The following is an 18,772-nucleotide window of genomic DNA, read 5'->3' on the forward strand; positions in this document are numbered from 1 at the left end:
CTCTCACGTTCGCCTCCTTCGGCGCCGGCCCAGCTGTTCAGCCACGGCACGCTGATCAATCGGACGCTGACGTTTTGCTCACATCAACGCCGTCCATTCCGCGCAGCGGTCCCACCGCATCAACGCAGGGAGAAGCAGCCACCGTGCCGCTCAACGTCGCTGACGAGTGCGAGGGGGCCGTGCACGGACCGTTGCGATTCCAGCCGGCGCCCGCGTCGTGCTTCCGTTTGCCAGCGCGGGGTCCCCAAGGCGGTGATTCTGCATCGAGGGCCGGATGGACCACGCTGCGTTCTCGGTCGGGTCTTGGAGCCGTGCGGTATCTCCGGCTCGACAAGTCGCCGTGACGTTGCGGGAGCGACCCTCAGATGGGGCGTGCCGTCCAACTACAAGGCAGTCAGCGCTGAGAACGCGAAGCGTGCTGAGAGCGAACCGGGGTGTGCGTCATCTTTGGCCTCGCCGGAGATCGGAGACGAAGTCGATCGGGATGTCTACCCGACGAGCGGTAGCCATCGTCTGCACGGCGTCTTGGTCTCGTTGCGGCCATTCACGCAACGCCGTGCCGAAGACGATCCGGTCGGCCTGTAGGGCTTCAGCAGCGTCGAGTCGTTTCCCGATCAGCTGTTGGCGATACTGACCGCCTCCCAGATCACTTTCCTTGCTCTCACCGATGATCAGTTCGCCGTCACGGTGCGCGATCAGGTCAAGCTCGAACGATGGCTTGACTGCGCCCTTCTCGGTGAATTCGATCTCTGCCAGATCGTTGTAGTTCCGGGCGAGGCGAGCCAGACGGTTGCCGAGCAGGAGGGGCAGGTCGCCGCTGTCGCTCAGAACGGTGCGCCAAGCGGGGTGGAGGTCGTAGTAGAAGGCGGGTTCGTCGCTGGAGTGGTGCCATCGGGCGGCGGTGACTGCGTTTACGGCGTCGCAACGGTCGCAGGTGAACTGTGCTCCGACGCGGTCGATGGACGCGAATTGCAGGGTGCCGCAGTCGACGCAGTTGAGCATGAAGCCTCGTGTGAGCAGTCTCCAGCCCAGCATGATGTCGAGGTGCTCGCGAAGCGACGTCGGATCGTCGATGGCGCCGTGCTGTAGCAGCGCGTTGAAGGTCAGGAACGATTCGAACCTGGAGTCGCGTCGTAACCGCACCCGGCCGTCACCGGAGGGCTCCGCTGACTGGAAGGCGTGGAGCATCGACCCTGCCGGCGATCCCGCGAGGTCTCGGAGCGCGTCGCGTCCTCCGACGCGAGCGGCGATGAGGTCGCTGAGTTGGCCGGGACGGGACGGACCTGCTGTCATCGTGTTGCGCGCTGCCGCTTGCTGAACCCAAGACATCAGCCCGAGGAACTGCAAGCGAGGTCGCGCTAAGCGGTGCTGCAGGAGGGTCCCCGCGGGAAGGTACCCGGTGAAGGCAGCGTCGAAGCTGATGCCGTCTTTGCTGTCGCGCAAATTCGCCCACGTGGTGGCGTCGGGAGCGTGCAGATGCTCCGCGTTGACTCCTCGGCCGTCGGGTACCTGCCGGTCGTGCACTGCCGCATCGACGAACCATCCGGGTCGTGCGTTGTCGGTTAGGAGCGACTCCGCAGCGGCTGGGAGCGGAAGGTCGGGCTCGTGCGCAAGCACAGCCGTTCCGTCTTGCCCGACAAGCATTGGGAACGTCGTGCGCCGGCTGACGTGATCATCGATCAGGAGGCGTCGTTGCGGAGCAGGCACGGGGTGTTCGGTCGCTCGAAGCTGTTCGTCGGCGTCGTCAAGGCCGGCCTGACGGAGACTGGTTCGCAGCCCCGCCACCACCTGCTGCAGCTCGCCCGCGGACGCAGAGGCGGACGCCACGAACGCGGGCCGCTCGAACGGATCGGCCCCGATACGAGTGGTGAGAGCCGCGGTCAGGGCCGCCTGATCCGAGGGCTGCTTCAGCATCGTCTCGGAGATCCACAGTGCTTGACCGTGGAGTCGGTCAAGGAGCACGGCAAGTGCGAAGTCTGCTGCGGAGTCGCCGTATGCAGCGGTTACCAGGGGCGGGTTGTAGTCGTCGTCGTTCCAGCCGAGGCTGTTGTTGACGGTTTCGAACCACGGTGCGAGGTCGCGGCTCCGCAGCGAAAGCGCGATGAACGCGAACCAGGTCAATGGTTCTGGAGCATCGGCAGCATCGCGTGAGACAAGCCACCGGAGGAGATCGGCCTGCTCCGGCTCCGGCTCCGCCTCATTCGTTCGACTGGTGTGCGGCGCGCCGGTGATGAACGCAGCGAAGAGTGCCGCGTCGGACTCCCAGTCGCTCCTGGCTACGAGCGCTGCGGGCAGTCGCTCGGCGCGCAGGGGCGTGAGCTGCGACGGTAGCGGCTCACCGAAGGCACGAAGCCGTAAATACTGCGGGATCGGTGTCCCAAAGGTGTACCCGCGCAGCAGCGAGCAATACGCCGCGAGGGTTCCCGCAGCGACTGCTGCTGCGCTCGGTGCGACAGAGTCGTCGACGCTGACATCACCATCCGCGTCGTCGCCATTGAGTAGGTCGTCGCCATTGATCAGAGGGTCGTGGAGCGCTTCCGGCGACAGCGCAGACCACATCGCTCGTCCCGGGGCGAAAACTGCGAGGTAATCCGGGTCGTACTGGCGAAGGTGGCGCAGCAGCGTCGGTGACACGGCTCCGTCGGCGGCGTATGGCACGAGCACGAAGCCCTCGCCACCCCAGATTCCCGTAATCGCCGAGAGAGCCGCTCGCGCCCACTCTCGCCAGGAAGAGCCGGAATAGATCAGGACGGCAACGCGTGGGGGACGATACGACGTCGTGACCTCACGGTGCTCGAGCATCACTGCGCGACGCCCTTCAGACGACGGGAACATGCGGATCGCTTCGCGGGCTCCGACGACGCTGAGCCGCGGCCGCGGTCAACAGCCCGGTCGTCGGCAACGCAAGAGCTGATTGAGAGGGAGATCTCGACTAGTGGGCGGCGTCGTACGCGTCGCGCACCGTCTGACTGATCCGACCTCGAGACGACACCTCGTGTCCATTACTGTTCGCCCACTCGCGAATCCTCGCCAGCTCGTCAGCATTGCCACGCTTGGCTGCGGTACTGGTACGGGCGCGAGAGGTGCGGCTGACCTTTCGACCGGAGGCGATGTAGTCCGACAGCGCCTCTCGCAGCGACTCGGCGTTCTTCTCGGTGAGGTCAATCTCGTACTCTGCACCATCGAATGAGAACGACACCGTGCGGCCATCACCCGGTTCGATGACATCGCCGGTCAGATCATCGACAAGATGAGTCGTCACTCGCTGCGCCATTTGTTGCTGCCTTCCGCTTCATGGTTGATGCGTGGTTCATTGTGGCATGTCTGATAACTCGGCGCTGCGCGCACTTCCGCAGGGCGACGAGTCGATTGGCCGCCGCGTCACGGGGTCGCGTCCACCGGCATCCTGCGGCTCCGTCAGCTCAGGAGGTGGTGTACGGCAGTGAGGAACCCGCCGCCCACGCTGAGGAGGCCAACGGCCACGAGAGCGCAACCCGACTTCGCCGCCGCAGCGGCAGGCTTGGCGGCGGCCGATCGTGCTGCATCAGGAGTGGCGCGCTCTCGCTTCGGTTGCGGCGCCGGACCCGAGTACGCCGCCGGAACGTCGTATCGGCCGGCGGACTCAACAAGGCGCGGCATGGTGACAGGTGCGCCCTGAAGGTACGCATTGTCGACTTCGCTCGCTTTGGCCGCCTGCAGGACAACTTCAGCGGCAAGCGCAGAGCCCTTCACCTGCGCCCATGCGGCTACCGTGAGACCCCTCGCGGCGTGGTGGTCGACCAGCGCGAAGTAGTGCCGTGATGACTGCGTGCTCATCTCCCCGACACGCTGCCCACGCACCCGCACCTCAATGAACTCCCGCTGACCACCGCGGACCTTTTCCTCGCTACCTCGATGGAGCGTGACGAGGAGCAACGATCGATCGGCACGCCCGGCGAACGGCGCGAGCACATCGAAGTGCTTCTCCTCACCGGTCACCTGTAAGCCAGAACCCCAGGGCAGGATCGAATATGGCTCTTTCGGCCCCTCGTTCAGCGGCACGATGAGGTGCGGGTCCGGCAACGCGACGCGAACGTTCGCGTGGAAGCGCGTACCGGTGCCCTCCCAGTTGTCACGGACAACACCCCACACACGCGCGGGCACGACGGCGGTGACGCCCGACGCAGCGAGCCGATGCAACACCGGCGCGAACACTCGCGCGTCGTCGCGTGTGAGGTATCCGACGACCGCGCCGCTGATGCGGACGCTAACCGCGTTCGCGTCGTAGGGGTTGTCCGGTTCGGGGATCAACGTGGCTTCGGTGTGCAGTTCCCGGTCCTGATCCTTCGTCAGACGACCAAGCAGCGGACGGATCGCGTCCTCGTACTGGGCTTCACCGGCTATTTCGTAGTTCGGCCAGGTCGCGTTCGGGACTGCGTAGGTCGACGTGCTCACAGACACAACATAGTGAGGGATGGCTAGTCACATCAGTCCCTGGGCGAAAATCGCTCAGGAACTAGTCACTGCCACGGCTCCTTGTCAGTAACGGCCTGTGCGGCGCGGCCGATTGTGATTCACATGGACTCCGCCAACGAAGTAAGTGTCCCGTCCGTTCTCCACGGAACGGCGGGAGACGCGATCGTTGCCGCGCACGCTCTGGGTACACCGCAGCAGTCGATCGCGATGTATGCCCGATGGTGGCAGCTCGAAAGCTGGGTGCGGGACCTGATCTATATGGAGCTTCGTGCCGCGTTCGGAATCGAATGGACCGACGCCGTTCGTCGTGCACAACGACGAGAAGAGCGCGACGCTTCCTTCTCGCACATGACGGGCGTCGACAACGACAACCCGCTGGCGTACCTCGACTACTCGCAACTCGTCCGCATCATCCACGACGACTGGAACCTGTTCGCCCCCTCGCTGTTTGAGCGCACTGCCTGGGAGGGGCGGCAAGCGGAGCTACTCCAGATCCGCCACCGCATCGGGCACATCCGGCGCCCCAACCGTGACGACCTGAGCCGGATCGAACAGACGCTCCGAGACCTCGAAACCGGCGCGTTCATCGCCATGTCCGACTACAACACCCGATGGCGGCCACCCGCCGATGGAAGCGACGCAGTGACCGATGGGTGGATCCGCCGCAACCACAGCATCGCCTTACGTCTACTCGATCATGCGCAGCGTCGCTACGACACGGAGCTGCAGATCTCCTTCAGTGCCCGACCATGGGCCGTCACACCGTTCGTCTACGGGCCCGGGATCCTCTGCCACGTCAGCTTCAATACCGGCGGGCGCTCCATCGACGTCGCCCGGCTGTGGCGAGAGCTTCACGCGCAAGACCTCGTCAAGCACGTGGTAGCAATCGATGTGGACTACGCCACCTCGGTCAGTGTGACGTTCTCCGGAGCAGACGACGGTGCCGCCGTCTCCGACGCGATTGGAAGGACCTTCGAAACGGTGCTTCAAGTGAGCAATGCGCGGAACAGCCCGGACGAGTGGTCGCGGCTCGAGGAGTTGTACAAGCACCTCGACTTCCGTGTGCACGTTGCCACTGGCTGGAACATCGTTGCTTCGGACACCCTCCCAATCAGCAACTTCATGGCAGGCGCGTCGGTCCACCTCCCACCCAACCGTGTCTGAAGCAGCCCAGACCAGCATGGCTGAGCTGGGCCCTCGCGGCGTGCACTCACGAGCAGGGCCGTTCCGCGTTCGTCTAGGACGTTGACTCCGGGGGGCCGAGAACGATCTGAACGGTTTGTTCGACGCGAGCGCGCGAAAGCTCGACCGAACCCAGAGTGAGGAGGGTCAAGTCGCCGATGACGAGGTCGGCGAAAGCAGTCGAATCGACGTCCGCGGAACAATCACCGTCACGGACGGCTTGGGCGATGCGGCGTTGCAGAACTTCCCGGGTGGGGTGGGTGAGGAGCGCGTCGAACGCGGCCAGCGCTTGCGGGTGCTCGGTCACCGCCGCGATCAGCGCGCGCACGATGGGGCGGGTGTCGGCCCGAAGGCTCGCTTCGGCTGTCGTGTACCACCAGGCGGTCAAGTCTTCGCGAAGTGACCCGGTGGTGCCCATCACGGGTGCGGTCACCGGCCACGCGCCGTCCAGGACTGCCTCGGCCACGAGGACTGCCTTGGAACCCCAGATACGGAAGATCGTCTGCCGGCTGCTGCCCGCTCGCGTGGCGACGTCCTGCAACGAAAAGCCGTCGTACCCCTCCGCCTGGAGCAGGGCTGCTGCGGCCGTCAGAAGTTTCTGCCGCAGGAGCGGGTCCGCGGGCCGGCCTGGTGATACCACGATCAGCGAGGAGCGTTGGCGGCGCCGCCGTCGATGAAGAACGGATGCCCAGTGAGGTACGCGGAGGCGTCGCTGGCAAGGAACAAGATGATCGGGCCGAGGTCCGCCTCAGCATCGCCGATGTAGTGCACTGGGATGCGGGCTTCCATCGCCTCTTTCGCGCCGGGCGTTGCATCGAGGTAGGACTGCAGCGCCGAGGTCAGGATGGCGGGGAAAATGACGTTCACCGTGATCCCGTACCGGCTCCAGTCGGTAGCGGCGGCGTAGGTCAACGACGCAACCGCACCCTTCGCCATGGCATAGTGCCCGAAGTTCTCAACCCCTCCGCGTGACGCCCCAGACGCGGTATTGATGATGCGGCCCCACCGCTGCTGCTTCATGAGCGGGAACACGGCCTGCATCAGCCGGTACGAGGCCAGCGGGCCGGACTCGAACGACTGCGTCACGAGTTCGTCGGTCAGGTCCTCCCACGGAACCGGTGTCAACCCCGTCTGGGCGTTGTTGACGAGGATGTCGATCCGGCCGAAGCGCGCGACGGTGTGCTGCACGAGCACGTCGATGTCGTCCTTCTTGGTCACGTCACACCGCAAGGCGAGAGCTTCGCTTCCTGCTGCGGCGATCTCCTCGGCGACGGCCCGAAGCTCGTCGTCATCAAAGACATCGGAGATCACAACGTTTGCACCTGCTCGAGCGAGCGTGAGCGCCTCAGCTCGACCGATCCCACGACGCGCTCCCGTGACGATCGCGACCTTGCCCGCCAACTGGTCCGACATGACACTCCTCCAATTGCGTTACCGAGTAACGTAACACTACCGCGCGAAGCCGTCCTATGACTAGCCGTGAACTGTCGACGTAGTCGGACAGTCAGCCAATCGGTTGGCCCGGACCCGCTCGACGGAGTACTGGCCGCCGCAGCCTCGCTCGACGCCATCTTGGGCGGCCCGTGGCGCGACGGCAGTTACCGCAGGGTTCGAGGTCGAGGAAGGCCGAGCGTTTCACGTAGGGTCGCTTGATCGGTGTAGCTGTCCCGGTAGATGCCGCGCTCCTGGAGGAGTGGGACGACGCGGTCCACGAACTCGTCGAGACCGTAAGGGTTTGTGTGGGGGACCACGACGAACCCGTCGACTGCGCGCTCTTGCACGTACCGATCGATTTCGGTCGCGATGTGCTGCGGTGTTCCGACGAAGCCACCCCGAGTCGAGACGCGGATCACGAGGTCCCGGATGGATAAGCGCTCCGCGGCGGCAAGGTCCCGCCAGGACTGCACCAACGCCGGGACGTCACGGGTGTGCCGTGCTTTGCCGCGCAGGAGGTCGGGGGCGTCGTAGTCCGGGTCGATAGTCGGGAGTGGGCCGTCGACGTCGTAGCCAGACAAGTCTCGGTTCCAGACGTCCTCGAGGAACGCGATCGCGGTCGCTGGGCTGACCTGCGCACGCCGCACGGATCGAGCGTTTTCGTTCGCCTCCTCGTCCGAATCGCCCAGGACGAACGTCGAGGCAGGCAGGATCAGCAACTCATCCTTCGAGCGCCCCCGGCGGTGAAGCCGTCGGGTGATGTCGTCGTAGAACTGCTTCGCAGCATCAAACTCGGCGTACAAGGAGAAGATGACCTCGGCGTGCGCGGCGGCGAACTCCCGGCCGTCCTCCGACTCGCCCGCCTGCACGATTACGGGGTGCCCTTGCGGGCTCGCCGGCACTGGGAAGGTGCCGACGACGTTGAAGTGCGTGCCATGGTGCTCGATGTCGCGAATGTGCGAGCGCTCTGCGAAGATGCCACGAGCCGGGTCGGCGACGACGGCGTCTGCGTCCCAGGACTGCCACAGCTGCTGCGCGACTTCGACGAACTCGGCTGCACGCGTGTACCTGTCGGCGTGATCGAGGAACCCTCCGCGTCGGAAGTTCGCTCCGTGAAACGCGTCAGAACTCGTGACGACGTTCCACCCAACCCGGCCATCGGTGAGGTGATCGAGCGTGGCGAGCTGCTTCGCGAGTTCGACTGGCTCGTTGAAGGTCGTCTGTAAGGTCCCCACGAGACCGATGTGTTCGGTTACGCCCGCCAGCGCTGCCAGCACAGCCAGTGTGTGCGGTCGGCCGACAACATCGAGGTCGTGGATGACGCCCTTCCGCTCGCGTAATCGCAGCCCCTCAGCGAGAAACAGGTAGTCGAACAGCCCGCGCTCGGCGCTCCGGGCGAAGCGCTCAAACGATGAGAACGCGATCTGGCTCTCCGCCCGATCGTCGCTCCAAATCGTGACGTTGTTGACGCCAGGGAAGTGTGCGGCCAAGTGCACTTGCCGTTTTTCGCTCATCGGAACCTCTCGCTTCTCCTTGTGTCGACAGCGGCGCACCCCATCGCTGGGGTTGGTAAACGCAGCCGGAGCTACCGGCGCCAGATGCGACGCAGCGCGAGAGACCTCGACATCATCGCGCGTGGCCCGCACCCAGTTAACGCCACACGTGACGCTAGGACCTGCGCAGGACGAATCGACGACTGTTGCGCCACGTGAAGCGCACGGTCGGCCTGGTCCCATGCCGTCACCCCGCGCCCCGGACCTCACCGAGGGCGAAGTTCAAGAGCTTCGATCACTAGACCTGCCGGTAGATCCCGTGATGTCCACCAAAACCCCTGGTCATGCGCCTAGTCGAGTTTCTGTACGTCCGCGTGGATCTCAAATCTAGCGACCGACGCGGACAGCCCCAGACGACGAAACGACCCAGAAGAGACCGAAGGACTCGCCTGTCACGCAAATTTGCTTGCCTCCGCCACAGGAGCCTTTCGGGCGTCCCTGCGACAGGCTCAGGAAGCGATCTGCTTCTGGGTGCGGCCCCCTGCCTGGGCTGATCGGGCGAGTTCGATGCGCTCGTAGATGCCCTGGAAGTGCACCTGCATGGCTTCCTGAGCTTCCTCGGCGCTGCCGTTCGAGAGGGCGAGGGCGATGCGACGGTGCGCTTCCACCGAGCCCGAGCCGTAGGGCGACGTCTCCGCGAGTTGGTCGTGGGCGTCGTGGTACGCGTCCCAGAACACGTCGACGAGCTGCCCGACGAGCGGGTTGCTGAGATGGCTGTACAGCACCCGGTGGAACTCGCGGTCTGCTTCCGCGCTGCCGTCCGAACGGCCGATCCGCTCGCTCAGGTCGAGGAGCTGGTCGAGATCGTCCGACCCGATCCTGCCCGCGAGCTCCGCGATCGCACTCGTCTCGAGCATCTCCCGCACCTTCGCGAGGTTCTCGAGCGCATCGAGCCCGCTCGGCCCCGCGACGAGGGTTCGGAACACGAGTGACGGCGCCAGCGCCTGGAGCGAGGGAGATGCGACGAAGGTGCCGTGACCGTGACGGATGTCCACGATGCCCCAAGCACGGAGCTCGCGGATCGCCTCACGCACCGTGTTCCGCGAGACGTTCAGGCGCTCGATGAGTTCGAGCTCGGTCGGCATGCTGTCCCCTGAGGTGAGCCGGAGCTCCCTGATGATCTCGACGATCTGCTGCGCCACCGGCTGCCGCTCGCTCCGAGGGACCACTCCTGCTCACACTCCTCCGGACGCCGTTGCGCCCCTCGGGACCCCATGTTAGCTTGTGAGCCAACGTCCAACGTCCAACGTCCTACCAGGGCGTACCACCCCGATCGGAAGCAACCAATGACGACTGCTCCTCCCGCCCGACGTGCTCCCTGGTACCGAGAGGTCTCCCGCAGCCAGTGGCACCAGTTCCTCGCCTCCTGGCTCGGGTACCTCCTCGACGGCTTCGACTTCGTGATCATCACGCTCGTGCTGACCGACATCGCGAAGACGTTCGACCTCAGCGTCGTGCAGAGCGCCTCGCTCATCTCCGCGGCGTTCATCAGCCGGTGGTTCGGCGGGCTCGCACTCGGGGCCCTCGGGGACCGTTTCGGTCGGAAGACCGCCATGATCTCGAGCATCATCCTGTTCTCGCTCGGATCAGCGGTGTGCGCGGTCGCTCCGTCCTACTGGGTCCTGTTCGCGGCACGTCTCGCGATCGGTATGGGCATGGCGGGTGAGTACGGGTCGAGCTCCACCTACGTCATCGAGTCGTGGCCGAAGCACCTGCGCAACAAGGCCAGCGGGTTCCTCATCTCCGGCTACTCGATCGGCACCGTCATCGCCGCGCAGGTCTACCAGTTCGTCGTGCCCGCCTTCGGGTGGCGAGCCATGTTCGCACTCGGTCTGGTCCCCGTCGCCATCACCCTGTGGCTCCGACGTGCGCTCCCCGAGTCGAAGGACTGGGCCGAGGCCCGGAACGCACGTGGCGGCGGGGCCGCTGCTGCCCCGAACGTGTTCGGGGTCCTGTTCGCCGGGAAGTACCGCGTCGTCAACATCATCACCGCGGTGATCGCCATCGGTGTACTCGCCATGATCTTCGGGCAACTCATGCCGAACGGCGTCGCCGTCGCGATCGGTGCCGTCGTCGTCGGCGCCGTCTTCGTCTCCTACATCGTGCAGTTCTCGAAACGACGCTGGCCGGCGGTCCTCGCCGTGACGGTGACCATCTTCGCGGCGTTCCTGTACTCATGGCCGATCCAGGCGCTGCTGCCGACCTACCTCAGTACCGAGTTGCACTACGACCCGTCGCACGTCAGCAACGCCGTGTCCTTCGCCGGGTTCGGCGCTGCGGTCGGGTGCTGGGTCGCGGGGTTCACCGGGGACTGGCTCGGGACGCGCTGGGCCTACGTCGCGAGCCTCGTCCTTTCCGAGATCCTCATCTTCCCCATGTTCGCCGTCGGGGGTTCCTCGCTGCTGCTGCTCGGGGTGTTCCTCTTCGTGCAGCAGACCTTCGGGCAGGGGATCGCCGGCCTGCTCCCGAAGTGGATCGGTGGGTTCTTCCCCACCGAGCAACGGGCCGCTGGTCTCGGCTTCACCTACAACGTCGGTGCCCTCGGCGGTGCCGTCGCCCCCATCCTGGGGGCCGCGCTCGCCGGGACGTTCGCGTCGCTCGGCACCGCGCTGGCGGTGATCTCCTTCTCGCTCACCGCGGTCGTGATCCTGTTCATGGCGGTCAACCTCCCCGCACGGGTCCAGAAGTGGATCCACCCCGATGCGAGCTGGCGCGGCGACTTCGCCCGTGACGGTGGCCTGTCACTCGACGGCGACCCCGTCCTCGAGCCGTCCACACGGAGAGAACCCGCTGCCCAGTAGCGACACGACCCCTCCCATCCGCCCCCGTACACCGAAGGACCCCGTGAACCAGCACGCATCACCGGCACTCGCCGGCATCATCCCCCCGCTGTCGACCCCGCTCACCGCCGACGGTGAGGTCGACATCCGGTCGCTCGAACGGCTGGTGGGACACCTGCTCGACGCCGGCGTGCACGGTCTCTTCGCCCTCGGGTCGACCGGCGAGGTCGCGTTCCTCCGTGACGACCAGCGGACCCAGGTCGTCGAGACCACGGTCCGGACCGCAGCCGGTCAGGTCCCGGTCGTCGCGGGCCTGATCGACATGACGACCCCGCGGGTGATCACGCAGCTCCGGCGTGCAGAAGCCGCCGGTGCGGACGCGGTGGTCGCGACCGCCCCGTTCTACACCCGTACGCACCCCGCCGAGATCGAACGGCACTTCCGGCTCATCGCAGGAGCCGCCGGTGTGCCGGTGATCGCGTACGACCTGCCGGTGTCCGTGCACACCAAGCTCAGCGCCTCGCTCCTGCTCGAACTCGCCGCGGACGGCGTGCTCGCCGGGGTGAAGGACAGCAGCGGTGACGACGCGGGCATGCGCGCCGTGGTCCGTGGAGCACGGGAGCTCGACCGGCCGTTCGCGGTGCTGACCGGGTCGGAACTGACGGCCGACTCCGCGTTGGCATTCGGCGCGTCCGGGGTGGTGCCCGGACTCGGGAACGTCGACCCGCACGGCTACGTCCGACTCTGGGATGCCGCGCAGCGGGGAGACCTCGCTGCGGCGCGCCGGGAACAGGAGCGCCTGTTCGACCTCTTCCGACTCGTCGACGCCGGTGACGGCGGCCGGATGGGACCCGCCTCGTCCGCACTCGGCGCATTCAAGGCCGCCCTGCACCTTCGGGGCGTCATCGACTGCCCGCGGACCTCGGACCCGTACGTCCAGCTGGACGACCACGAGATCGCCGTCGTCCGCGAGCGGCTCGTAGCCGCCGGGCTCGTCTAGGAGTCGCGGTGCGGATCGCTCGGATCGCGACGCCCGGTGGCCCCAGGCACGTCGTCGAGGACGGCGACGAGTGGGTCGAGGTCCGGTCGGCCACCGACCCGACGGGTACGGGTCCACAACACCCCCGTACCGCCGAGCTGCTCGCCCCCGTCGAGGCCGGCGCGATCGTCGGTGTCTCCCACCCGACGACGACCGACGGGACACCGCGGGTGCAAGGGTGGTGGAAGTCCGTCCGCACCCTCGGCGGGCCGGACGCGACGATCGCGCTGAACAGTTGGAGTGACTCGACCATCGCGGAGGGAGAGCTCGCGGTCGTGATCGGCCGGCGTGCGACCGGGCTGACCCGGGCGGATGCGCTGGAGCACGTCCTGGGCTACACCGTCGCGAACGACGTGACCACGGTCTCGCCGTGGGCCGACGACGTGTTCTTCGCGTCGAAGGTCGGCGAGAACGCGACGCCGCTCGGACCGTGGATCGAAACGGAGCTGCATGATCCGGATGACGTCGAGATCGTCGTCCGGATCGACGGCGACGTCGTCCGCACGAGCAGTACCGCGCAGCTCCCACACTCCATCGCGGACATCCTCGTCGCGATCACCGCGCGGGTCGTCCTCGAGCCGGGTGACGTCGTGCTCACGGGCGCACCCGGCACGGCAGCGGAGCTGTTCCCCGGTCAGACCGTCGAGATCACCGTCGCTGGTGTCGGGACCCTCCGGAACGCGGTCTCGTGATCGTCCTCGGCATCGACATCGGCGGGACGAAGACCGCTGCCGGGCTGGTGGCGGACGACGGCTCGCTCCGGGCTCGAGTCGAAGCGCCGACGCCTGCGCAGGCAGGTCCGGCCGCAGTCATCGAGCAGGCGGACCAGCTCGCCCGGACCCTGCTGCGCGGAGCCGACGGGAGCGTGGACGGCATCGGGGTCGGTGCGGCGGGTGTCATCGATCCGGGGTCGGGCAGGGTGACTGCCGCGACGGACCTCATCCGCGGATGGGCGGGAACGGATCTCCGAGGAGCACTTCAGCATCGTCTGCGACTCCCCGTGACCGTCCTCAACGACGTGCACGCGCACGCGGTGGCGGAGGCACACGTCGGAGCCGGTGCGGGAGCGCCCCGGATGCTCCTGCTGGGCCTCGGTACCGGCATCGGTGGCGCCCTCACGCGGGACGGGGAGGTCGAGGTCGGCAGCCACGGGGTCGCCGGGCACCTCGGTCACCTGCCGTCCGCACAAGCGATCGGAGAATCGTGCTCGTGCGGCCAGACCGGACACCTCGAGGCCGTCGCGTCGGGACCCGCGATCCTTCGTCGACATCGTCGTGCCGCCCGTGACCCACGGGTGCCCGACACCCGGGCGGTGTTCGCACGGGCAGCCGCCGGGGACCCGATCGCTGCAGCCGTGACCGGTACGGCGAGCACGGCCATCGGGGAAGCGATCGGCGGACTCGTGAACGCCTGCGACCCGGACCGGGTCGTCCTGAGCGGCGGGCTCGCCTTCGCCAGCACGGCTTGGTTCGGGCAGATCTGTGCCGCAGCGCGCAGCACGCTGCTGCCCCAGCTCGAGGAGTGTCCCGTGGTGCTCTCCCCCCTGCGCGGTGACGCCGCGATCATCGGCGCCGCCCTCCACCACCGACGACGAGGAGCAGACAACCAGTGACGACGACGAGCACCCCACCTGGGACGAACACCACGCTCGACCGGCTGCGCGGTGGTGTCATCGTGTCCTGTCAGGCGTACCCGGGAGAGCCGATGCGCCACCCGGAGACCATGGCGCAGATCGCCCTGTCGGCCGTCTCCGGTGGCGCGACGGGCATCCGTGCCCAGGGCGTTGCGGACGTCGCGCTGATCGTCGACCGCGTCGAGGTACCGGTCATCGGCCTGTGGAAAGTGGGGTCGGACGGCGTCTTCATCACGCCCACGCTCCGGCACGCCCTGGTCATCGCAGGAGCGGGCGCATCGATCGTCGCGGTCGACGGCACCCGCCGCCCGAGACCGGACGGCCGCACACTCGGCGAGACGATCAGTGCGTTCCGGCAGGAGACCGATGCCCTGCTGATGGCCGACGTCGGGAGCGTCGACGACGGCATCGCCGCTGTCGATGCCGGCGCCGACTGCCTCAGCACCACCCTGTGCGGCTACACCGGCGAGCGGGCGAAGTCGATCGGACCCGATCTCGACGTGCTCTCGGTCCTCGCCGACGCGGCTTCGGTCCCGGTCTTCGCGGAAGGGCGCATCCACACTCCGGAGCAAGGGCGCGCGTGCATGGACGCCGGTGCCCACGCGATCGTCGTCGGGACCGCCATTACGCATCCGTCGACCATCACGAGCTGGTTCCGCGACGCGGTCCGGTGATCCACAGAGCGCACGACCGCACCCCGGCCCGCGCGTCGGACCAGGCCGACGCCTAGCCTCACCCTGTGTCGACCTCGACCCGGCGCCTCATGGGCGCAACCACAGCAGCACTGCTCGTCGGCGCCCTGACCGCCTGCACGGGCGCCGGCGGCACCGCGGCGGGCAGCGACGGAGCGAGCGCCACCGGAGCCGGAAGCGGACGCGCCATCACCGGCAATTCGTCCGCCGACCTGCACGCCGTCCGCCTCACGGTCGCCGACGGCACCGACGCCGGCACGGCGCATGGCCGCGAGCTCCGCATCCCGAGCGGTTGGCGAGCCGAGGTCTGGGCCGACGTCCCCGACGCACGCATGGCCGCCTGGCTCCCCGACGGCAGCATGCTCCTCACGACCGGTGACCGCGGTACCCTGCTCCGACTCGACCCGCGGGCCGACGGGAGGGCCCCGGCTGTCGACGAGCTGGCGACGGGACTCGACGACCCGCAGGGCGTCGCCGGGACCGAGCAGGACGGCCGGACCGTCGTCGTCCTCGGTGAGGGAACCCGCATCGTGACGTGGCACTACCGGAACGGCGAGCTGTCGGACCGCTCGGTCCTCGTGGACGACCTGCCGACGGGTGGTCACGGCGGCAAGTTCGTCGCCGTGCACGACGGCGTCGTGGCGTACGACATCGGCTCCGCCTCCAACAGCGACGGCTCGGATCGTCAGGACCACCCGGACCGCGCCGTCATCCGGCAGGTCCGACTCGACGGCAGTGACGACGAGTTGCTCGCGACGGGTGTCCGCAACGGCGAGGGCCTCGGTTTCGCCCCCGACGGAACGCTCTTCGCCGCGGTGAACCAGGCCGACAACCAGCCGTACCCGTTCCGGGACGACACCGGGCAGTACGGCAAGCGCGTCCAGTCCTACGTCGACGAGCACCCGAACGACCAGGTGACGCGCATCGCCCGCGGCACGGAGCTGGGATGGCCGTTCTGCCAGCCGGACTCCCGCGGGAAGGTCGACCTGCTCGACCTCGGGTACGTCGACGACCCCACGAACAACCCGGACGGGAAATCCCTCGACTGTTCGACCGTCTCGCCGACGATGGTCGGCCTGCCGGCGCACAGCGCGCCGATCGGGTTCGTGTTCACCGGCGGCAGCGCGCTCCCCGACGCATTCCGGGACGGCGCGCTCATCACGACGCACGGCTCGTGGAACCGTGAGCCGCCGCGACCGCCGTCCGTCTCGTACAGCGCGTGGGACGACTCCACCAAGACCCTCGGGCAGCCGCACACGATCGTCGAGGGGTTCCAGGACGCCGACGGTTCGCGCTGGGGCCGTTCCGTGGACGCCGTGCCCGGCCCGGACGGTTCGCTGTACGTGACCGACGACGCGGCCGGACTCGTCTACCGACTCATGCCACCCGCATGACCGGCCGCCACGGTCCTGCGACCGAGCCGAGGAGCGGACTGGAGGCCCGTGGCGGCGCCGCCACGCGCCTCCAGTCCGGGTCCTGGTCACGACCAGTGCCGCGCGCGGCCCGTCCGAGCGGAGTGGTCTGCTGATGGGCGGCCAGGGCCGGCCCGTGACCGCTCCGCTCGGGATCACCCTGTCGGTGGCCGCGGGGAACGGCGACTCCACGTGGATACTGCTGCACGGCTCCGACGGTCGCGAGACGGACCTTCTGCCGATCGTCGACCGTGTCCGTCCCGGATGCGGTCGGATCGCGCTGCGTGGGGCCGTGCGGACGGAACTGGGATACGCGTTCTTCGACAGGCGGCCCGACCGCACGTTCGACGACGACGAGGTGGCGGCCCGGGTCGACCCCCTCGCGGAGGCGATCGACCTCGGCCTCCGGATCACCCGCCGGGCGGGGCGCGTCACGATCCTCGGGTTCTCGAACGGTGCGGTCATGGCGGCCGCGCTCCTCGAGCGGCGTCCCGACCTGTTCACCGGCGGCGTGCTGTTGCGACCCCAGCCGCCGTTTCGCACGGAACCTCCACGGTCCGGAGCCGTGCTGCCCGTGCTCGTGGTCGACGGCCGGGCCGACGAGCGCCGGTCCCGCGAGGACGGTGCGCGGACGGCGGAGCGGCTGCGACAGGCCGGCGCCGTCGTCGAGCACCTGACACTCGCGGTCGGGCACAGCATCACCGCTGACGACGAACAGGCGATCAGGGACTGGCTCGACGGGACGTCGGAGCGCACACGCGGCACCTCCCCAGTCCCGCAGCGCAGGATGAACGCCAGCACAGACGACCGCGAAGGAGCAGCCATGTCGGACACCAGCAACAGCAATCCCGAGGACGCCGCCGTCCCCACGAACGACGAGGACGGCACGGCCAAGTCCGGCGGCCTCGGCGACGACGCCACCATCCCGAACCACCCGGACGGCGTGGCTGCCGGGTTCTCCGAGACCGACTCGCACTTCAACCCGGAGGAAGACCCCGAGCACGACTGAGTGGTCCGCGGCGGCGGTAGGTTGCGGGCGGGAGGTACGCATGGCCGACGAGCTCCGCACGACCGCCGCCGCGTTCACGGTGCGCCCCCTCGACGAGTCGACGTGGGATGCCTTCGAGGAACTCTGTTCGTCGAGCGCCGGGTACCCGAGCGGGTGCTGGTGCAACGGCATGCACGCCGAGCGCCTCACCCGTGACGCCGCAGCCAACCGGGAGCGCAAGCGGACGCGGGTCCTCGCGGGCACGACACACGCTGCACTCGTCTTCGAGGGAGCGCTGTGCGTCGGCTGGTGCCAGTACGGCCCCGCGTCCGAGATCGTGCACATCAAGAACCGCCGACGGTACGACCAGACGCAGGACGGCCCCTTGCCGGACTGGCGCATCGGCTGCAACCATGCCCGGGCCGGACACCGGCGTCAGGGCGTCGCGACGACGGCGCTGCAGGGTGCGCTCGACCTCATCGCTGCCGCGGGTGGCGGACGGGTCGAGGGCTACCCGGAGCCCGCCGGCACGGTGCCGGCCGGGTTCCTGTTCCACGGGGCGCTGTCGACGTTCGAGCGGGCCGGGTTCACGCGCGACCGGATGATCGGGAAGCACCGGTGGGTCGTGACGAGGACGGTCGAGCCCGCCGCGCAGCCGGGCTAGGGCCGCTGGGTCCGCTCGTCGACGAGGGCGACGAACCGGCTGCCGATCCCCTCGACCTCGTGGCGGGTGAAGCCGGCCGGGGCCGCGGGAGCCTGGTACGGGGCGTGGTAGTCGCACATGAGGTGGTCCCAGTCCGGCCACCACTTCTTCGGACGTGCCTCCTCGGCGTACCCGCACACGACGCACTCGAGGCGCTGCCAGACCTTCTTCGTCCCGGTGCGGTTCGCGCGCGACTGCACGAGCCAGGCGGGCGGGTCCTGCTCGATCACGGCGAGGTCGTCCTCGCTCATCCGCGCCGGGATGCCGTGGCGGGTCGCCATCTCCAGAGGGATGTCGAGCCGGACGGCGGCCTCACGTCGCGAGAGCATCCGCCAAGGATACGGGTCAGTGCCCGTCGAGGGCGTGGCAGCCGCCGTCGAGCACCCAGCCGGCGGCCGACACCTCCGCAGTGCCGTCGCGCTGGACCGTCCCGACCAGGCACCCGCTCATCTCGACCTGTGTCTCGAACTCGACGCGGTCGTCGTACTCGACGATCCAGGGGTCGGCCGCTCCGACGGTCCGCAGGACCCCGGTGACGTCGGCGAGCGTCACCGGGGTGGGCAGCTCGGCGATCCCGCTGAGGGCTTCGGCACGCACGCCGGCCAGCTCGGCGGCCGCCTGCTCCCCGAGCTCCGTGCGCTCGTGGTGCCGCTTGTTGAGCGAGTACTGCGGCGGACCGTCCGCGCCGGGCCCGGCACCGTCACCCGACGGGGCGTACGTCCCGGCGGCCCCGGTGGGACCCGTGCCCGACGGTGAGGCCGACCCGGCGGCGCGCAACGGGGCCGGTGTCCCGTCGTCCGTCGCCGCGCACCCGGCCAGCAGGCCGAGCGCGAGCAGCGCCCCGATCATCGCCGCCACGGACCGTCGTTCCCCCATGCGGGCAGCCTGACAGGTCCGGACG

18 protein-coding genes and 1 pseudogene are annotated in these 18,772 nt (G+C 68.2%); 9 read left to right on the plus strand and 10 right to left on the minus strand.

Features of this window, described 5'->3' with window-relative positions:
• Positions 1–441 precede the first annotated feature (441 nt).
• The 3 genes from ACIPYW_RS06170 to ACIPYW_RS06180 form a co-directional block, all read right to left on the minus strand.
• Positions 442–2,805 carry a hypothetical protein gene (locus ACIPYW_RS06170; protein WP_400411784.1) on the minus strand — a complete coding sequence of 788 codons (2,364 nt, stop codon included), beginning with the start codon at positions 2,803–2,805 and terminating at the stop codon, positions 442–444.
• Positions 2,806–2,932: 127 nt separating this feature from the next.
• On the minus strand, positions 2,933–3,274 hold the full coding sequence (locus ACIPYW_RS06175) for an Lsr2 family protein (protein ID WP_400411786.1): 342 nt from the start codon (positions 3,272–3,274) through the stop codon (positions 2,933–2,935).
• Positions 3,275–3,417: 143 nt separating this feature from the next.
• Positions 3,418–4,434, minus strand: a complete 1,017-nt coding sequence (locus ACIPYW_RS06180) for an HIRAN domain-containing protein (RefSeq protein ID WP_400411787.1) — start codon at positions 4,432–4,434, stop codon at positions 3,418–3,420.
• Between the two features lie 123 nt (positions 4,435–4,557).
• Between ACIPYW_RS06180 and ACIPYW_RS06185 the strand changes: the two genes are divergently transcribed.
• A complete protein-coding gene (locus ACIPYW_RS06185; protein WP_400411790.1) occupies positions 4,558–5,619 on the plus strand; it encodes a Swt1 family HEPN domain-containing protein in 1,062 nt (353 codons plus the stop codon).
• 73 nt (positions 5,620–5,692) lie between these two features.
• On the opposite strand, the gene ACIPYW_RS06190 is transcribed toward ACIPYW_RS06185, so the two are convergent.
• The 5 genes and pseudogenes from ACIPYW_RS06190 to ACIPYW_RS06210 all read right to left on the minus strand — a co-directional run bounded on the left by ACIPYW_RS06190 (position 5,693) and on the right by ACIPYW_RS06210 (position 9,766).
• Entirely contained in the window at positions 5,693–6,103 is a 411-nt protein-coding gene (locus ACIPYW_RS06190; RefSeq protein WP_400412526.1) for a TetR-like C-terminal domain-containing protein, read from the minus strand.
• Positions 6,104–6,277 (minus strand): annotated as a pseudogene (locus ACIPYW_RS06195) (helix-turn-helix domain-containing protein); the annotation flags it as partial.
• A gap of 2 nt (positions 6,278–6,279) precedes the next feature.
• A complete protein-coding gene (locus ACIPYW_RS06200; protein ID WP_400411791.1) occupies positions 6,280–7,050 on the minus strand; it encodes an SDR family NAD(P)-dependent oxidoreductase in 771 nt (256 codons plus the stop codon).
• A 185-nt stretch (positions 7,051–7,235) separates the two neighbouring features.
• Complete coding sequence (locus ACIPYW_RS06205; RefSeq protein WP_400411793.1) at positions 7,236–8,585, minus strand: NtaA/DmoA family FMN-dependent monooxygenase; 1,350 nt, start codon at positions 8,583–8,585, stop codon at positions 7,236–7,238.
• Between the two features lie 488 nt (positions 8,586–9,073).
• Complete coding sequence (locus ACIPYW_RS06210; RefSeq protein WP_400411795.1) at positions 9,074–9,766, minus strand: FadR/GntR family transcriptional regulator; 693 nt, start codon at positions 9,764–9,766, stop codon at positions 9,074–9,076.
• A 144-nt stretch (positions 9,767–9,910) separates the two neighbouring features.
• Between ACIPYW_RS06210 and ACIPYW_RS06215 the strand changes: the two genes are divergently transcribed.
• From ACIPYW_RS06215 to ACIPYW_RS06250, 8 genes are all read left to right on the plus strand, one after another.
• On the plus strand, positions 9,911–11,425 hold the full coding sequence (locus ACIPYW_RS06215; protein WP_400411797.1) for a sialate:H+ symport family MFS transporter: 1,515 nt from the start codon (positions 9,911–9,913) through the stop codon (positions 11,423–11,425).
• 43 nt (positions 11,426–11,468) lie between these two features.
• The gene (locus ACIPYW_RS06220) at positions 11,469–12,404 is read left to right on the plus strand and encodes a dihydrodipicolinate synthase family protein (RefSeq protein WP_400411800.1); all 936 of its coding nucleotides are present in this window, start codon (positions 11,469–11,471) and stop codon (positions 12,402–12,404) included.
• An 8-nt stretch (positions 12,405–12,412) separates the two neighbouring features.
• Entirely contained in the window at positions 12,413–13,135 is a 723-nt protein-coding gene (locus tag ACIPYW_RS06225; RefSeq protein ID WP_400411802.1) for a fumarylacetoacetate hydrolase family protein, read from the plus strand.
• The gene (locus ACIPYW_RS06230) at positions 13,132–14,055 is read left to right on the plus strand and encodes an ROK family protein (RefSeq protein ID WP_400411804.1); all 924 of its coding nucleotides are present in this window, start codon (positions 13,132–13,134) and stop codon (positions 14,053–14,055) included. Before ACIPYW_RS06225 ends, ACIPYW_RS06230 begins: the two co-directional genes overlap by 4 nt.
• Positions 14,052–14,750, plus strand: coding sequence for an N-acetylmannosamine-6-phosphate 2-epimerase (locus tag ACIPYW_RS06235; RefSeq protein WP_400411807.1), 699 nt, complete (start codon positions 14,052–14,054; stop codon positions 14,748–14,750). The genes ACIPYW_RS06230 and ACIPYW_RS06235 overlap by 4 nt, the downstream gene beginning before the upstream one ends.
• Positions 14,751–14,815: 65 nt before the next feature.
• Positions 14,816–16,162, plus strand: a complete 1,347-nt coding sequence (locus ACIPYW_RS06240; RefSeq protein ID WP_400411808.1) for a PQQ-dependent sugar dehydrogenase — start codon at positions 14,816–14,818, stop codon at positions 16,160–16,162.
• Positions 16,163–16,316: 154 nt separating this feature from the next.
• Positions 16,317–17,189, plus strand: coding sequence for an alpha/beta hydrolase (locus ACIPYW_RS06245; RefSeq protein ID WP_400411810.1), 873 nt, complete (start codon positions 16,317–16,319; stop codon positions 17,187–17,189).
• 40 nt (positions 17,190–17,229) lie between these two features.
• Positions 17,230–17,832 (plus strand): GNAT family N-acetyltransferase, encoded by a 603-nt coding sequence (locus ACIPYW_RS06250; protein WP_400411811.1) that lies wholly within the window; start codon positions 17,230–17,232, stop codon positions 17,830–17,832.
• Here ACIPYW_RS06250 and ACIPYW_RS06255 read toward each other — a convergent pair.
• Both ACIPYW_RS06255 and ACIPYW_RS06260 read right to left on the minus strand, forming a co-directional pair.
• The gene (locus ACIPYW_RS06255) at positions 17,829–18,200 is read right to left on the minus strand and encodes a hypothetical protein (protein WP_400411812.1); all 372 of its coding nucleotides are present in this window, start codon (positions 18,198–18,200) and stop codon (positions 17,829–17,831) included. The genes ACIPYW_RS06250 and ACIPYW_RS06255 overlap by 4 nt on opposite strands.
• Positions 18,201–18,216: 16 nt before the next feature.
• Entirely contained in the window at positions 18,217–18,747 is a 531-nt protein-coding gene (locus ACIPYW_RS06260) for a hypothetical protein (RefSeq protein WP_400411813.1), read from the minus strand.
• Positions 18,748–18,772: the final 25 nt, after the last annotated feature.

It is taken from the genome of Curtobacterium sp. NPDC089689, assembly GCF_044749145.1.
GTDB lineage: Bacteria > Actinomycetota > Actinomycetes > Actinomycetales > Microbacteriaceae > Curtobacterium.

Excerpts from the sequence above, each read along its gene's own strand:
- ACIPYW_RS06175 (WP_400411786.1), bottom strand. The coding sequence starts at position 3,274 with ATGGCGCAGCGAGTGACGACTCATCTTGTCGATGATCTGACCGGCGAT.
- ACIPYW_RS06185 (WP_400411790.1), top strand. The coding sequence starts at position 4,558 with ATGGACTCCGCCAACGAAGTAAGTGTCCCGTCCGTTCTCCACGGAACG.
- ACIPYW_RS06200 (WP_400411791.1), bottom strand. The coding sequence starts at position 7,050 with ATGTCGGACCAGTTGGCGGGCAAGGTCGCGATCGTCACGGGAGCGCGT.
- ACIPYW_RS06205 (WP_400411793.1), bottom strand. The coding sequence starts at position 8,585 with ATGAGCGAAAAACGGCAAGTGCACTTGGCCGCACACTTCCCTGGCGTC.
- ACIPYW_RS06215 (WP_400411797.1), top strand. The coding sequence starts at position 9,911 with ATGACGACTGCTCCTCCCGCCCGACGTGCTCCCTGGTACCGAGAGGTC.
- ACIPYW_RS06250 (WP_400411811.1), top strand. The coding sequence starts at position 17,230 with ATGGCCGACGAGCTCCGCACGACCGCCGCCGCGTTCACGGTGCGCCCC.
- ACIPYW_RS06255 (WP_400411812.1), bottom strand. The coding sequence starts at position 18,200 with ATGCTCTCGCGACGTGAGGCCGCCGTCCGGCTCGACATCCCTCTGGAG.
- ACIPYW_RS06260 (WP_400411813.1), bottom strand. The coding sequence starts at position 18,747 with ATGGGGGAACGACGGTCCGTGGCGGCGATGATCGGGGCGCTGCTCGCG.